Genomic DNA, 15,954 nt, shown 5'->3' on the forward strand with positions numbered 1-15,954 from the left:
TTACTAATAAAAAAGCGTGACTTTATAAAGTCACGCTTTTTTATTAGTATAATTTAAATTATTATTTTTTCAGCAACATTTAACATTACCATTAGCCCCATATCTGGAATTTTGGCACTTTTTAAAAAATTCCTCATATGTCATAGGTTCTTTATCTGGATGTATTTTTTTAATATGGTTAAGATAGTTTTCATAACTATGAATTCCAACCATCAATCTAAGAGTATCTCCAAGGTATTTACTAGCTTCTATTGCTCTTTTGCTAAAATTGAATAACATTTAAGTGTTTCCTATATTTTTGATTCTATGCAAGTCGGATTAATATTTCTTCTTGCTTGTAATATGGATTTAACTCCATAAAACATTAAGCTTATAACTACTAGCATAAATAAAGAGCATAAAGTGGCATTTACGTAATCATTAGTTATGATTGTTTGCATTTCTGCAATTGATACAGCAGGGAACAATACATTTCCTTGACTAATTGATTCTTTATATAATATTGCATGAGATATAAAGCCTACATTAGGGTTAGAATCAAATAATTTTTGCCATGCAGCACATAATGTGCATATCAATAACCATATAGTTGGTATTATTGTGACCCATGCATATTTATCTCTTTTCATCTTAAATAAGATAACTGTACTCATTATCAAAGCTATAGCTGCTAACATTTGATTTGCCATTCCAAATAGTGGCCATAAAGTATTTATACCACCGAGAGGGTCTTCTACACCTTGATATAAGAAATAACCCCAGGATGCTACACAAAAGCTAGTTGCCAATATGCTTGCAAAAATTGAATCAGTCCGTTTCAATGAAGGAACAAATGTTCCTAGTAAATCCTGTAACATGAACCTACCTGATCTAGTTCCTGCATCAACTGCAGTTAATATAAATAATGCTTCAAATAATATAGCAAAATGATACCAAAATCCCATCATAGAAGGGCCGCCAATTAACTGATGAAATATATGTGCCATACAAACTGCTAAAGTAGGAGCTCCACCTACTCTCGAGATAATAGTTGGTTCGCCAACATTTTGTGCAATCTGTACTAATTCATCAGGTTTTATTACAAATCCCCAGTTAGATACAACTTGAGCAACTTCTTCTGGAGTTGTTCCAATAAAAGCTGCTGGGCTATTCATTGCATAATATACACCTGGATCTATTATGCATGCCGCTATCAAAGCCATGATCGCTACGAAAGATTCCATGATCATGCTTCCATAACCAATATACCTCGTTTGAACTTCGTTTTCTATTAGTTTAGGAGTAGTGCCTGATGCTATTAAAGCATGAAATCCAGAAACAGCACCACATGCTATAGTAATAAATAAGAATGGAAATAACTTGCCTGACCAAACAGGACCATTGCCATCAGCAAACTGTGGTACAAATGCAGGCATCTTAATCTCTGGTGCCATAATAATTATGCCTGCAGCTAAACCTAATATTGTTCCTATTTTTAAAAAAGTTGATAAGTAATCACGAGGGGCAAGTAATAACCATATAGGCAATATAGAAGCTATAAAACCATAACCAATTAATATCCATGTAAGTGTTTTTCCATCCCAATCAAATATGTATGACAATGTTTGATTGGTCATTGCTTCCTGCCCGAATACTATTGCACCCATCAATAATGTAAATCCGATAATTGATATTTCTCCAATTCTTCCAGGTCTTATATAACGCAAATAAATTCCCATAAACAGAGCAATTGGAACAGTTGATGATACTGTAAAAGCTCCCCAAGGAGAGTGTGTTAGGGCTTTAACAACTATTAATGCTAATACAGCCAATATTATAATCATTATAATAAATGTGCCAAATAAAGCTATCAATCCAGGTACTGGTCCCAACTCTGATTTTATAATTTCACCTAATGAATTACCGTCACGTCTTGTTGAAATGAATAATACAATAAAGTCTTGGACAGCTCCAATGAAAACCACACCAGCAAGAATCCATAACATTCCTGGTAGATAACCAATTTGTGCTGCCAATACTGGTCCTACTAAAGGACCAGCACCTGCTATTGCTGCGAAATGATGAACGAATAGTATATGTTTATTAGTTGGAACATAGTCTATCCCATCATTAAATCTCCAAGCTGGACTTATACGTTCAGGATTTAATTGAAACACTTTTTCTGCAATAAACTTACTATAGTATCTATAAGCTATTAAATATACGCATACAGAAGCTGTCAAAAGCCACAAGGCGTTTATAGTTTCACCGCGATTTAAAGCAATAACTCCCAGGGAAGATGCACCTATAATTGAAAGTGCTATCCAGATTAGGTGCTTACTAAAGCTCCTACTACTTTGCATAATAATAGACTCCTCTCGTATGAAATAATTCCTACGAGACTTAGATTCTGAGAAAAGTAGTTTTCTCTCAGAGTGGTATGTTGTTCATAAGAAATATATAAAACATTTTCATAAAATTTAAGAAACTTTATGAAACTATATTAATTTAGTAATTTAGTTTTTTTAAAATATATGGATATTTATTTTATTGTGTATAGTGTCAATCTCCCATAATAAAACTTATAATGAATATTGAAGAATTATATGGCACTGTGTTGTCTAATGCACGGAATTTTTAAAATTATTATTATTAGACTACCATGATAGTCTAATAATATACTATATGTTTATTGTGAAAATATTGTGATTTTATGCCATCTCTCTAAATGTTTTTCCACAAATTCTGGATATTTATTGTATATAATACTAGCAGCTCTATTAGCTAATTCTATAACTTTAGTATCATTTTCTAAATCACAAAATTTTAGTATATTGATTCCAGATTGCTTAGTCCCAAGAAAGTCTCCAGGACCTCTTATTTTTAAATCACGACGTGCAATTTCAAATCCATCAGAGGTTTCAAACATTGCTTTTAATCTATATTTTGCAACTTCTGATAAAAGGTTTTTATATAATAAAACGCATATAGATTCAGCATCGCCTCTTCCAATCCTACCACGTAACTGATGCAGTTGAGCCAACCCGAATCTTTCAGCATGATCTATGATCATCATAGATGCATTTGGAATATCAACGCCGACTTCTATGACAGTAGTAGCTACTAAAATATCTAAATTGCCATCTCGGAAGGATTTCATAGTATTTAATTTTTCATGGCTAGATATGTTGCTATGTATTAAGCCAATATTCAAATCAGTAAATTTATCTTTTATATAATGAAAAGTATTAACTGCGTTTTGCAGATCATTTTTCTCTGTGTTTTGCACTAAAGGACATACCCAGTAAGCTTGATTACCACTTCTAACTGCTGTTACTACATGCATTAATACTTTTTCTCGGCGATCATTTGATATTAATTTTGTAATTATAGGTTTTCTATTTTTAGGAAGCTCGTCTATAATAGAAACATCCATATCAGATAAAAATGTCATAGCCAATGTTCTTGGTATAGGTGTTGCGCTCATTGATAATAAATGAGGATATGTAATTTCATTTCCTGATTCAAATCCTTTCTTATATAAAGATGATCTTTGTTCAACTCCAAAGCGATGTTCTTCATCTATTATAGATAAGCCTAATTCTTTAAATTTTATATATTCTTGTATTAAAGATTGTGTTCCAATAATTAAGCTAGTATTTCCTTTCAATACGCTATCTTTAATTATATTTCTTTCCCTAATAGATTTACTACTAGTAATTAATTCCGTATTGATTCCTAGAGTAGAAAACCATATATTTATTTTAGAGAAATGCTGTTCTGCTAATATCTCAGTAGGCGTCATTATAGCCACTTGAGTTTTATTTATTATAGCTTGCAAAGCAGCAATAACAGCAACTATTGTTTTGCCACTACCAACATCTCCTTGCAAGAGACGATACATTGGATAATTGTTAGTTAAATCGAAAGATATTTCCTTAACAGCTCTTTTCTGTGCGTTTGTTAGATCAATATTAGTTATATCTATAAGGTTTCTTACATAGATCCAGAATTCTTTATTTGCTTTCAACGATCTTGATTTATTTTTTTTTCGATTATTACGTGAAATCTCTAAAGATAACTGATTTGCTAATAATTCATCGAATTTTATTCTAAACCAAGCTGGATGTGTTTTTTTTAAAAGTGAATTAACTGATATATCTACAGATGGTCTATGTATGATTTTTATAGCATCAGAAAATGTCATCAAATTGAATGATTTAATTATATCGTCCGGTAAAGTATCATATATATTTTGATTATTAATTATTTCTGATATATTTTTTCTAATTTTTAATTGGCTTATACCTTTAATAGATGGATATATTGGAGTTAAGAACTTAGGTAGATTTGTTTGATAGTTATATACTTTCGGGTGTACTATTTCAGCAAGCAAGAAATTTTTTCTCACTTCGCCACCAATCCTTATTTTTTCTCCAATAATAAATTGCTTTGAATAAGAATCATAAAAATTAATCCACCTTAATTGTAAATCCCCGCTACCATCTGTTAATATAACAATTAAATTCTTTTTTTTATTGTGATATTTTATATAAACATCTCTAATGATACCGTCGACTATAGAATAAGAACTTTGTTGTAATGTTTCTATTTTTGTCACAGCTGTTTCATTTTCATAACGAAACGGCATATGAAGAATTAAACTGTATTGTTCATTTAATTCCATATTTATTTAATAATTCAATTATTTTCCAGTGCTTTTAGCAATATGATACTTCGTTTAAAGAAAATATCAATATATTGAATTTAAAAACACTGGTAATAATTTAGATTCTATTTATAGTGAAAGTATAACTTCAATTTCAAATTGTGCTCCCTTTGGCAAACTAGACACTTCTACAGTAGTTCTAGCTGGAAAAGGTTTGAGAAACAAATCTGCCATTATACTATTAACTATTTCAAATTTGCTTAAATCAGTTAAATAGATAGTAGTCTTGACTATATTCTCTATAGACGCTTCCGAGGCTTCTATAACGCAAAGCATATTTTTGAATGCTTGTCTAACTTGAAGATCGAAACTTTTTTCTTCAAGTTTTCCGGTATTAGGGTTTAAACCTATTTGTCCAGATAAAAATACTATTTTATTAGGACAACAAGATACTGCTTGAGAATAAGGTCCAACAGCAGACGGTGCTTTATCAGTGTGAATTATTTGTTTATTCATGACAATTTACCTTAAAAATTAATTATTAACAAAAGCTCTTTCTATTACGTAATCACCAATACCATTTGAATTGGAGGAAACTCTGAAATCTAGTTCATTTAGTATTTTACTTATATCAATCAAAGCTTGAGGACTACCACAAATCATAGCACGATCAGTTTTACAATTGATTTTAGGCATTCCTATTTTATTAAAAAATTCGTTAGAATTTATTAGATCTGTTATTCTGAAGTTACTACAGAAATCTTGTTGAGTAACAGTAGGGTAATAAATTAGTTTATCTCTTACTTCATTACCAATCAATTCATTATTTGGTAATTGTTCTTCAATCATATGTTTATATGCCAATTCATTTATAAATCTTACGGAATGTATAAGAATTATTTTTTCAAAAACCTCGTAAACTTTATAGTCTTTTATTATACTTAAAAAAGGTGCTAATCCAGTACCAGTTGCAAATAGAAACAATCTCTTCCCTGGTTTTAAATTACCAATAACCAGAGTTCCAACAGACTTATTGTTGACTAATATCTCATCTCCAACTTTTAATTGTTTTAACTTAGAAGTTAGTAAGCCATTTGGAATTTTTATGCTTAAAAATTCTAAATGTTCCTCATAATTTGCACTAGCTATACTATAAGCTCTCATTAATGGTTTGTTATTAGACATCAAGCCTATCATGACAAAATGCCCATTACTGAACCTGAATGATCTGTTTCTAGTTGTTCGGAATGAAAAAATTTTCTCACTCCAATGGTGGATGTCTATAATTCTTTCAATATTTATATTATTCATTACAATTTCATATTTAATATAAGATTTATAAATTTTATTTAAAAACACAAAGCAAGTAACAATGTCTCTATTATATTTATATTATTTTATAAAAATTACTTGTAGATCATTAAGGAATTTCCATCCAAGATGTGTTGCTATAAATTTTTCATTATCTTCAGATAGTAACTTTTTTTTATAAGCTATATTTAGCTTTTCTTTCATCACATCAATAGATAGACCAGTACGAAATTTAAATAGTTGTCTACTAACCCCATCTTTTAGCCTTAAAGCATTCAACATAAACTCAAATGGCAATTCTTCATTCGGAATACAAATATCTTCAATAACATGGCTATTATTCATTTTTATAGCTTTATTCATCCATAATTTAGGATTATAAATTCTTTTCTGCCTTATTATTCTATTATGAAAAGATATTTTGCTATGTGCGCCAGGACCTATACCTAAGTAATCTCCAAATGTCCAATAATTTAAATTATGTATTGATTTGAATCTATCCTTTGAGTAAGCCGATATTTCATATCTTCTCATGCCTATTTCTTTAAGCTCTGATTCTATTAAATCCTCCATTTCTGATGAGGTTTCCTCATCAGGTAGATCTATTGGTAAATTTTTTGAAAATAAAGTGTTAGGTTCTATTGTAAGATGGTAAATAGAAAGATGTTTAGTATCAAATGATTTTGCTATCTTTAAATCATTTATGAAATTGCTTATAGTCTGTCCAGGTAATGAAAACATTATATCAATATTTATATTTTCCAGTAAATATCGAGCACTGGCAATTGATTTTAATGCATCTAATCCATCATGTATTCTTCCTATTTTTTTTAAATTATCATTATCAAAGCTTTGTATTCCTATAGAAAAACGGTTTATCCCGCTATCTTTAAAACCTTTCATTTTTGATGAGTCGACTGTACCAGGATTTATCTCAATAGTTAATTCAGCATTAGGTAAAATCTTCAGATAAGTTCTTAGCATCTCTAGTATTTTATCTATAGCTTTAACTGATAAAATACTAGGTGTGCCTCCTCCAATAAAAACGGAAATAATAGATCTATTCCATATCAGAGGTATAGATTGCTCCAAATCGCATCGCAAAGATTCTAAAAATATTATTTCATTAATCGAATTTGGATCTATACTATGCGAATTAAAATCACAGTATGGACATTTACTAACACACCAAGGAATATGTATATAAATAGATAGAGGAGGAAGATTTTTTATATAAACAATATTATCAGAATTAATATTATTCTTTTTCTCTTCTATCTTTATAGGAATTGTAATCATAATTACTATCCATAAATAATTTTATTCATTAGCTTATTTATTGCAATAGATCTATGACTTATAGAATTTTTTTCCTCATTAGTCATTGATGCAACTGTTTTCCCAAATATTGGTATGTAAAAATGAGGATCATAACCAAATCCATTATTTCCTGATGCTTCATCTATTATTTTACCGTACAATCTTCCTTCAGAAATCAATGGTATTGGATCATTTGGATAATTTATGAAAACGATAATACTTATATAGTAAGCTTTACGATTCTCTATATTATGTAGATTTTTTATTAATAAACTATTATTCGATATGCTACAGTTTTTTTTATCTAATGAAGAATATCTAGATGAAAATATTCCAGGATTATTATTTAAAGCATCAACACATAAACCAGAGTCTTCTGCGATGGTTGGTAACTTAGTAAGTCTAGAAACATGTCTGGCTTTTTCTATAGCATTTTCTACAAACGTAATATGTTTTTCATTAACAGAATCAATACCAAATCTGCTTTGTGGTATTATTTTTACATCATTTTTCGAAAAAATATCTATAAATTCTTTAACTTTATTAGAATTTGTAGAGGCTAAAACCAATTTATTAATTTTTTTTGATTCCATCTGAAATTTCTTTTAATTGTAGAAAATAATTTTTTCAATTTTTTATTTTATGTTACCGAATAGTATCATATGCTGTATTTTCAATAATAGTTTCTATTATCATTAAATTATTATCCTTTATTAATAATATTTTGTTACGTATAATTATTACTCCTGGATACTATAATAATTTTTCACATGTAAAAATTATTATAGTATTCGTTAATTCTGATTAATAACATGTTAAGTCATTTTAACTTATTATTGTTTATAACAGTATGCAAGATGTAATTATTTATTAATGGTGGTAATACAACTATGACAGAACATTCTTGTAAAAACGTCAATATACGTCATTTTCTACAATTAAAAGATCTTAATAAAGAAGAAATTCTTTATATTTTAAAGCGTGCTAGTTTAATAAAATCAAAATTTAAGAAATACGAAACACATATGCCTTTGCATGATCGTACATTAGCTATGATTTTTGAAAAAGCAAGTACGAGGACTAGAGTATCTTTTGAGGCAGGAATGTACCAAATGGGAGGGTCAGTTATTAACTTAACAAATAATGATTCTCAACTTGGAAGATCAGAACCTATTGAGGACACAGCTAAAGTTGTATCCAGGATGGTTGATATAGTAATGATTAGAACTTTTGACCAAGCTAGAATTGAAAAATTCGCAGCACATTCACGTGTTCCTGTTATAAATGGTTTGACTAATGAATTTCATCCCTGTCAAATTCTAGCTGATATATTTACTTTTTTGGAACACAGAGATTCTATATTTGGAAAAAAAATAGCATGGATAGGTGACGCTAATAACATGTCTTATACATGGTTACAAGCAGCTGAGATTCTTGGATTTACTCTACATTTTTCTTCTCCAAATGATTACAATATGGATAGTTCTATAGTAGGTAATATTTCAAGTTCTTTTTTAAAGAAATTTGATGATCCTAGAGATGCATGTAAAGGTGTAGATCTTGTAACAACAGATGTTTGGACAAGTATGGGGTACGAATCAGAAAATGAAAAAAGATCAGAAGCTTTCGCAGATTGGATAGTAGACGATAATATGATGTCTATGGCAAATAGTAATGCTTTATTCATGCATTGCCTGCCAGCACATAGAGGTGAGGAAGTAAAAGCAAGCGTTATAGATGGACCACAGAGTGTTGTATGGGATGAAGCAGAAAACCGTATGCATGTGCAAAAAGCATTAATGGAATTTCTAATACTAGGGAAACTTTGATATACAAGAAATGCCTATATCCACATAGGAATTATAGGCATTTTTCTTATTTGGTGGGTGCTACAGGATTCGAACCTGTGACCTACGCCTTGTAAGGGCGCCGCTCTACCAACTGAGCTAAGCACCCTAATTAAATCAAGGCACACAACCCAATATAACGTCAGATTATACACTTTATCCATAAAATAGCAAGCATATTTTCTAATACTTATAATTTTAATTTACAGCTTCCTTTAAAGCTTTGCCTGGCTTAAATTTAGGGATTCTGGTTTCTTTTATTTTTATTGCTTCACCGGTACGTGGATTACGACCTGTCCTCTCTGCTCTAGTTGACACGGCAAAAGATCCAAAACCGACTAGTGTTACAGTTTCCCCTTTTTTCATTGTATTTTTAACAGCATCTAGGAAAGAATCAATCGCTCTGTTAGCTGCTGCTTTTGATATGCCAGTATTAACGGCAATGTGATCGATGAGTTCTGTCTTATTCATTTATTTTATCCTTTAAAAATTTGGAGACTGTCATATTGCAGTTGAATCACAATTCCAACTAAACATTATCATGCGTATTACATATGAAATTCAAATACCATGATTTAGATCTATAACCATTATTAGGCATTGTTAATAATAATACTGTCAAGTACAAATAAATTTAAAATGTTGTTTTTGATATGTATTTAGCTAAATTGTTACAATAATCAAGTAAATTGTCTTTGACGTACTGTTTCATAAAGACAAATAGCTGTTGCAACCCCTACATTTAAACTCATGACATCACCGCTCATAGGAATTCTAACGATTTCATCGCATGTTTCTCTTGTTAACCTACGCATACCCTTTCCTTCCGAGCCAACAACCCAAGCTATTGGTTTATTTGTATCTATTTCATATATGCTTTTACTAGCATTGCCGTCAGTTCCTATTAATGTTATTCCATAATCTTTAAGTAGTCTCATAGTTCGCGCAAGATTAGTAACTGGTATATAAGGTACTATATCAGATGCACCACAAGAAACTTTGCTTACCACTGGATTAGTAACATTTGCTGAACGATCTCTAGGTGATATTATAGCATCAACCCCTGATGCATTTGCTGAACGAAAACAAGATCCTAAATTATGTGGGTCTGTTATTTCATCAAGAATTAGTAACAATGTATTTTCACTACTAGAGTCAAGAACATCTTCTATATTAAGTATTTTTATATTGGATTTGCTACAAGTTGCTACTATTCCTTGATGTCTCATACCATTAGACAAATTATCTAGTCTATCTGATTCAATGTAACATAGTTTACATTTGTTTTCTTCAGCTCTTTTAATAATATCTGCAGTTCTTTTATCTTTTCTTTTATTATCTATATATATAGTTTTTATAGAAACAGGATCTTGATTTAATCTCATTAATATTGAATGGAAACCAATTATAGTTTGTATGGAAGACATATATTTAAATCCTAAAATTTTTATAGCAATAATTAGTTTAATTTTAAACACATCAATTATCGTTATAATAGTTATGCTATCAAATTATTATTATCTTTATAATCTTTCACAATACATAAAAATATTTGTCCTGATTCAATAATAATTTTGTTTATTTTTACTAAAATACTATCACCTAGTTGATAACGCTTATTAGATATTTCACATTCGATATATTTTAATCCCTTATTATGCTTAAATTTATTTGTTATCTCTAAAATAGGTATGAATCCATCTATTTTTATAGAATCTATATTGACAAAAATACCTGTATTTACTACAGCAGAAATTAAACCATAGAATGATTCTTTTTCAAATTTTTTAGCAAAAACACATTTCAGCCAATTATCTGCATACCTCGATGCTTCGAGAGCTCTTTTTTCATAACAAGATGTGATATCTGCTATCTTTTCTAAATCATCATATGTATAAACATGCTTTATTTTACTTAAATTAGAACAACCATCAGAAGATAGTATATTTTTTATAATGCGATGATTAACTAAATCAGGATATCTCCTTATTGGAGAAGTAAAATGAGTATATAATTCAAATGAAAGGCCGAAATGTCCAATATTATCAACACTATAAGTAGCAGTTTGTAGTGATTGTAGTAACAATGTTTGCAATATGTTAAATTTGCTATGATTTGATATAAATTTAAGTAGATTTTGGTAGTGCTTTGGTTTGTTCAAAGTATTAGATATATTTATTCCTATAGAACTTAAAAATATCTTTAAATTTTTTATATTCTCTTTGGATGGTTTATCATGTATCCTGTAAATGCATTCAAATTTATTTTTTTCTATAAAATGAGCCGCACACGTATTAGCAAGTAACATACACTCTTCCACAATTCTATGAGCATCATTTCTTTTTCTTAGAGAGATATCAGAAATTTTTCCTTTTTTATCAAATAAAATTTGAGTTTCTGCTATATTAAAGTCAATAGCGCCTCTATTAATACGTTTTTCTATTAAAATATTAAACAACTCACGCAAATTACTAATATTTTTATTAACCAATATGTCTTGTGTTATATTCAAACCATTTATAACTCCCATGACCTTATCATAAGTTAATCTTTCTTTTGAATTTATAATTGCCTCATAAAATTTGCAATTATTTCTTATTTCCTTATCTGAGAATTTTGATGAAATCAATAACTCACATACCAAAACTAGTCTATCTTTATTAGGCAATAGAGAACATATATCATTAGATAATTTTTCAGGCAACATCGGTATAACTTCATTTGAAAAATAAATACTGGTACCTCTCTCTAAAGCAGTTTTATCTAATACGCTATCTTTTTTGACATAATGACTTACATCAGCGATTGCAACTAATAATCTATATGAAGATTTTGTTCTATCACCATCTTTAATTTGTATTTCTTCGCAATAAATAGCATCATCAAAGTCTCTGGCATTATCGTCATCTATTGTTATAAAGGGCAGATTACGCAAATCAGTTCTAGTTTTTATATCATGTTCTGTTACATCGCTAAAAGCCAATTCAGATTGATCTATAGCTTCTTTAGAAAAAGAACTAGGTATATTAAAATTTTCTATAGCTATTTTGTTTTCTATTTGATTGTCATGTATATCTCCAATCAATAATGTTACGACACCCAATGGTTGAAGTTGTTGTGATGGCTGTCTAGTTATCTGTACATAAGCTATATAATCATTTTTTAAATTATAATCACTAGCATTAGTTAATATGATTTTTTTATTAATATTATTTATAGGAATGCATAGATATACACCTTCTTCTATTGAGATTTTCCCCAATAATTTATTTGTAGATCTTTTTACAACCTCAACTATAATATATTCATGTTTTTTTGTTCTTGAATTTACCTTCTTTTTAACATTTACCCAATCTCCGTGAAATACTTTCATCATTTCTTTCGGCGAAAGGTATAGGTTGTTTTTTTTATGAATATTTTGTTTCAAAAACCCATTTCCTGATTTCGTATATATTATTTGACCATATATAAATTTGGTTCTTTTATTTTCTCTTATTAAATTGTCATCTATAGTAATCAGACCATCCTTTTCCATAGCAAGTAAACGTTTATCGATGCCAGATAAAGTAATGTCATTCTTTATAAAAAAAATGCTTGCTATTTCTGATTTAACAATAATTTCACTTTTTCTTATAGCAGATAAAATATCTTCACGACTTGGAACATTAGGATCAGCCCAAATGCGATCAGAATGTATTAAGGACTTGTTGATAATATTGCTGGTGTCTTTTAATTTTGCCAATGTTAGTATTTCCGTATATAATTTGTAACTTATGTTTTATTTTGATAATTTACTCTAACAAGCAAACTTGCCCAGATGGCGAAATTGGTAGACGCGCATGGTTCAGGTCCATGTGTCTTTAGTGACATGGAGGTTCAAGTCCTCTTCTGGGCACCATAAAGTTGTCTATATTAAATTTTCAATTTAAATATGATTATTTGTAATAATTGTTATTATACATTCAAATAATTATGTTAGAATCTAACTGTCATTAAAGTGGCGCATTAGCTCAGTCGGTTAGAGCGACGGAATCATAATCCGCAGGTCCCCTGTTCGAGTCAGGGATGCGCCACCAGTTTTTATTTAATTGATTTTACCTCATTCAAGCTTAAGGCAAGTTCCTCAGATAATCCTATATAAGATCTTGGCTCTAGAGATATTAGATATTCTTTTGCTTCTGATGGAATATTTAGATTGGTTATGAAAATGTATAAATCATCTTTATTGATCTTCTTGCCTCTCGTTAATTCTTTAAGTTGCTCATATGGTTTTTCAATACCATACCTTCTCATTACTGTTTGTATTGGTTCTGCTAGAACTTCCCAAGAATTATTCAAATCATTATCAATAGATTCTTTATTAATTGATAATTTATTTAAACCACGCAGACATGCTTCCCAAGCAATAATACAGTAACCTATAGCTACTCCAATATTACGCAATACTGTAGAATCTGTTAAATCTCTTTGCCATCTAGATACTGGTAATTTATCAGACATATGCCTTAATAAAGAATTAGCTATTCCTATATTACCTTCAGAATTCTCGAAATCTATTGGATTTATTTTGTGAGGCATTGTTGAGGAACCAATTTCACCCTCTTTAGGTATTTGTTTAAAGTATCCCAAAGATATATATCCCCAAATATCTCTATCTAAATCTAATATTATTGTATTTACACGAGATATTGAATCAAATAGTTCTGCTATCCAATCGTGTGGTTCTATTTGAGTTGTATGAGTATTTTGAGTAAGACCTAATTTTAATATTATATTTTTAGTTAATAGTTTCCAATCTATATTTGGATATGTCGCTATATGAGCATTATAATTACCAGTTGCTCCGTTAAGTTTTGCTAATATAGTTACATCTTTTATTTTTTCGATTGCATGATACAACCTTACAACCACATTAGCTAATTCTTTACCAACAGTAGTTGGACTAGCTGGTTGCCCATGAGTTCTAGATAACATTGGTTGAGAACTATGAAGTTCTGCTATACTAGCAATTTTATCAGTTAGTTTTTCTATTATTGGCAATATAACATTATCACGTGTCCTAGATAACATTAATGCGTAAGATACATTATTAATATCTTCTGACGTACAAGCAAAATGAATGAATTCAATAGCATCAATTAATTCTTTATTACCAGAATTAGTTATTTTATCTTTCAACCAATATTCTACAGCTTTAACATCATGATTAGTAATTTTTTCTATGGATTTTATTTTTTCTGCATCTTCTAAAGAAAAATTTTTTACCAAATAATTTAATTTTTCTTTAGATTTATCAGAAAAAGATTTTAGACCAGGAAGATTTGAATCTGCTAAATTGATCAACCAAGCAACTTCTACCTCAACTCTATGTGCCATGAAAGCTGCTTCTGAAAGAAGTGGTCTAAGAATATCTACATATAAAGAGTATCTTCCATCTAATGGAGAAATTGCATTAAGTTGTTTTGAAATATTCATGTTACATACCCCTTATCTTAGAATATTTAAATTCATTAAATTATTATTAGTATTTGTATAAAATATTGCTGGAAATTAATAAATTATTCCTCCTCCCATACAAATATCATTATCATAAATTACAACTGACTGTCCTGGTGTTATGGCCCATTGCTTTTCTGTAAACATAATTTCTAATTCATCATCATTAAGATTTAATAATTTGCACTCTGAATCTAATTGCCTATACCTTGTCTTAGCATGATATAAATTATTCTTTATAGCTGGCATTGAGTTGTCTATCCAGTGGATATTAGCAGCCTGTAATCGACTTGTATTTAATAATTGATGATGTTTACTTCTAACTGCATAGATTATATTTTTTTTTAAATCTTTACGTGCTACATACCAAGCACCTGTATCTAAAGCATCATAAGAGCTGTAATCTTTCACTCCCCCTATACCCAGACCTTTTCTCTGACCCAATGTGTAAAAATGAACTCCCTTATGGGTTCCTATTTTTTTTCCATCAATAGTTAGAATAACTCCTTCTTTGACTGGTATAAACCTTTCCAAAAATGATGAAAATGATTTTTCGCCTATAAAGCAGATTCCAGTAGAATCTTTCTTGTTAAAATTATGTAGTCCTATTTTTTTAGCAATTTCTCGAACTTTTGTTTTGCATATATCTCCTAATGGAAATATAGAACGAGATAATTGTTCTTGATTTAGCCTATATAAGAAATAACTTTGATCTTTTTTTAAATCTATAGCTTTTAGTAGTTGATATTTAGATCCTGTTTTCCTTATGCGAGCATAATGACCAGTAGCTATATATTGAGCTCCAAGATTCAAGCAGTAATCCAGAAAAACTCGAAACTTTATTTCTGAGTTGCATAATATATCTGGATTTGGAGTTCTACCTAATGAATACTCTTTCAAAAAAATTGAAAAAACTTTATCTTTATATTCTTTAGAAAAATTTATGTATTCAAAATCTATACCTATTTTATCAGCAACGCTTGCAGCATCTAATAAATCATCTTTGTATGTACAATTAGATGATTCTTCATCCTCCCAGTTTTTCATGAACAAACCAATGACCTTATAGCCATTCTGTTTAAGTATCCAAGCGGCTACAGAAGAATCTACTCCGCCAGACATTCCAACTACTACTAATTTGTTTTTATTATTAATATTATCTGCATTATTTAAAAGAAACATATCAATATTTTGATTCATAAATTATTCTTATAATTGCAACATAATAAATCCCAGCATGGTCCTAATGAAATTATTTTCAAATAAAAGTAAAATAATTACATTAGAATGAATAAGTATTACTTACATAAAAAAACTAAATAGTAATATATC

13 protein-coding genes and 3 tRNA genes are annotated in these 15,954 nt (G+C 29.4%); 3 read left to right on the forward strand and 13 right to left on the reverse strand.

All coding sequences use genetic code 11. The features are described from left to right. Nucleotides 1–69: 69 nt before the first annotated feature. The 7 genes from CONE_RS01740 to rdgB form a co-directional block, all read right to left on the reverse strand. Nucleotides 70–279, reverse strand: a complete 210-nt coding sequence (locus tag CONE_RS01740; protein WP_015397031.1) for a YbdD/YjiX family protein — start codon at nucleotides 277–279, stop codon at nucleotides 70–72. A gap of 11 nt (nucleotides 280–290) precedes the next feature. Beyond that, complete coding sequence (locus CONE_RS01745; protein WP_015397032.1) at nucleotides 291–2,342, reverse strand: carbon starvation CstA family protein; 2,052 nt, start codon at nucleotides 2,340–2,342, stop codon at nucleotides 291–293. A 326-nt stretch (nucleotides 2,343–2,668) separates the two neighbouring features. Further along, nucleotides 2,669–4,666: an ATP-dependent DNA helicase RecG gene (gene recG / locus CONE_RS01750; protein ID WP_015397033.1), complete on the reverse strand. Its 1,998-nt coding sequence runs from the start codon at nucleotides 4,664–4,666 to the stop codon at nucleotides 2,669–2,671. A gap of 111 nt (nucleotides 4,667–4,777) precedes the next feature. Continuing rightward, nucleotides 4,778–5,164: a Rid family detoxifying hydrolase gene (locus tag CONE_RS01755; protein WP_015397034.1), complete on the reverse strand. Its 387-nt coding sequence runs from the start codon at nucleotides 5,162–5,164 to the stop codon at nucleotides 4,778–4,780. A gap of 18 nt (nucleotides 5,165–5,182) precedes the next feature. After that, nucleotides 5,183–5,959 carry a ferredoxin--NADP reductase gene (locus CONE_RS01760; protein WP_015397035.1) on the reverse strand — a complete coding sequence of 259 codons (777 nt, stop codon included), beginning with the start codon at nucleotides 5,957–5,959 and terminating at the stop codon, nucleotides 5,183–5,185. A gap of 81 nt (nucleotides 5,960–6,040) precedes the next feature. Continuing rightward, a complete protein-coding gene (hemW, locus tag CONE_RS01765) occupies nucleotides 6,041–7,258 on the reverse strand; it encodes a radical SAM family heme chaperone HemW (protein WP_015397036.1) in 1,218 nt (405 codons plus the stop codon). Nucleotides 7,259–7,263: 5 nt separating this feature from the next. Further along, complete coding sequence (gene rdgB / locus CONE_RS01770) at nucleotides 7,264–7,872, reverse strand: RdgB/HAM1 family non-canonical purine NTP pyrophosphatase (protein WP_015397037.1); 609 nt, start codon at nucleotides 7,870–7,872, stop codon at nucleotides 7,264–7,266. Nucleotides 7,873–8,169: 297 nt separating this feature from the next. Between rdgB and argF the strand changes: the two genes are divergently transcribed. Further along, on the forward strand, nucleotides 8,170–9,108 hold the full coding sequence (argF, locus tag CONE_RS01775; protein WP_015397038.1) for an ornithine carbamoyltransferase: 939 nt from the start codon (nucleotides 8,170–8,172) through the stop codon (nucleotides 9,106–9,108). Nucleotides 9,109–9,159: 51 nt separating this feature from the next. Here the strand turns inward: argF and CONE_RS01780 are convergent. From CONE_RS01780 to rnr, 4 genes are all read right to left on the reverse strand, one after another. Then, a tRNA-Val gene (locus tag CONE_RS01780) sits at nucleotides 9,160–9,235 on the reverse strand. A gap of 89 nt (nucleotides 9,236–9,324) precedes the next feature. Then, nucleotides 9,325–9,597: an HU family DNA-binding protein gene (locus CONE_RS01785; RefSeq protein ID WP_015397039.1), complete on the reverse strand. Its 273-nt coding sequence runs from the start codon at nucleotides 9,595–9,597 to the stop codon at nucleotides 9,325–9,327. 209 nt (nucleotides 9,598–9,806) lie between these two features. Further along, nucleotides 9,807–10,553, reverse strand: a complete 747-nt coding sequence (gene rlmB / locus CONE_RS01790) for a 23S rRNA (guanosine(2251)-2'-O)-methyltransferase RlmB (RefSeq protein WP_015397040.1) — start codon at nucleotides 10,551–10,553, stop codon at nucleotides 9,807–9,809. 71 nt (nucleotides 10,554–10,624) lie between these two features. Beyond that, on the reverse strand, nucleotides 10,625–12,868 hold the full coding sequence (rnr, locus tag CONE_RS01795; protein WP_015397041.1) for a ribonuclease R: 2,244 nt from the start codon (nucleotides 12,866–12,868) through the stop codon (nucleotides 10,625–10,627). Between the two features lie 69 nt (nucleotides 12,869–12,937). On the opposite strand from rnr, the gene CONE_RS01800 reads away from it, so the two are divergent. After that, nucleotides 12,938–13,024: transfer RNA gene (locus tag CONE_RS01800), tRNA-Leu, on the forward strand. A 101-nt stretch (nucleotides 13,025–13,125) separates the two neighbouring features. Then, nucleotides 13,126–13,202, forward strand: a tRNA-Met gene (locus CONE_RS01805). Between the two features lie 4 nt (nucleotides 13,203–13,206). Here the strand turns inward: CONE_RS01805 and purB are convergent. Together purB and mnmA are read right to left on the reverse strand one after the other, a co-directional pair. Then, entirely contained in the window at nucleotides 13,207–14,601 is a 1,395-nt protein-coding gene (gene purB, locus CONE_RS01810; protein ID WP_015397042.1) for an adenylosuccinate lyase, read from the reverse strand. A gap of 75 nt (nucleotides 14,602–14,676) precedes the next feature. Further along, on the reverse strand, nucleotides 14,677–15,822 hold the full coding sequence (gene mnmA, locus CONE_RS01815) for a tRNA 2-thiouridine(34) synthase MnmA (RefSeq protein WP_015397043.1): 1,146 nt from the start codon (nucleotides 15,820–15,822) through the stop codon (nucleotides 14,677–14,679). Between the last annotated feature and the right edge of the window lie 132 nt (nucleotides 15,823–15,954).

This window comes from Candidatus Kinetoplastibacterium oncopeltii TCC290E, from assembly GCF_000340865.1.
Classification (GTDB): Bacteria; Pseudomonadota; Gammaproteobacteria; order Burkholderiales; family Burkholderiaceae_B; genus Kinetoplastidibacterium; species Kinetoplastidibacterium stringomonadis.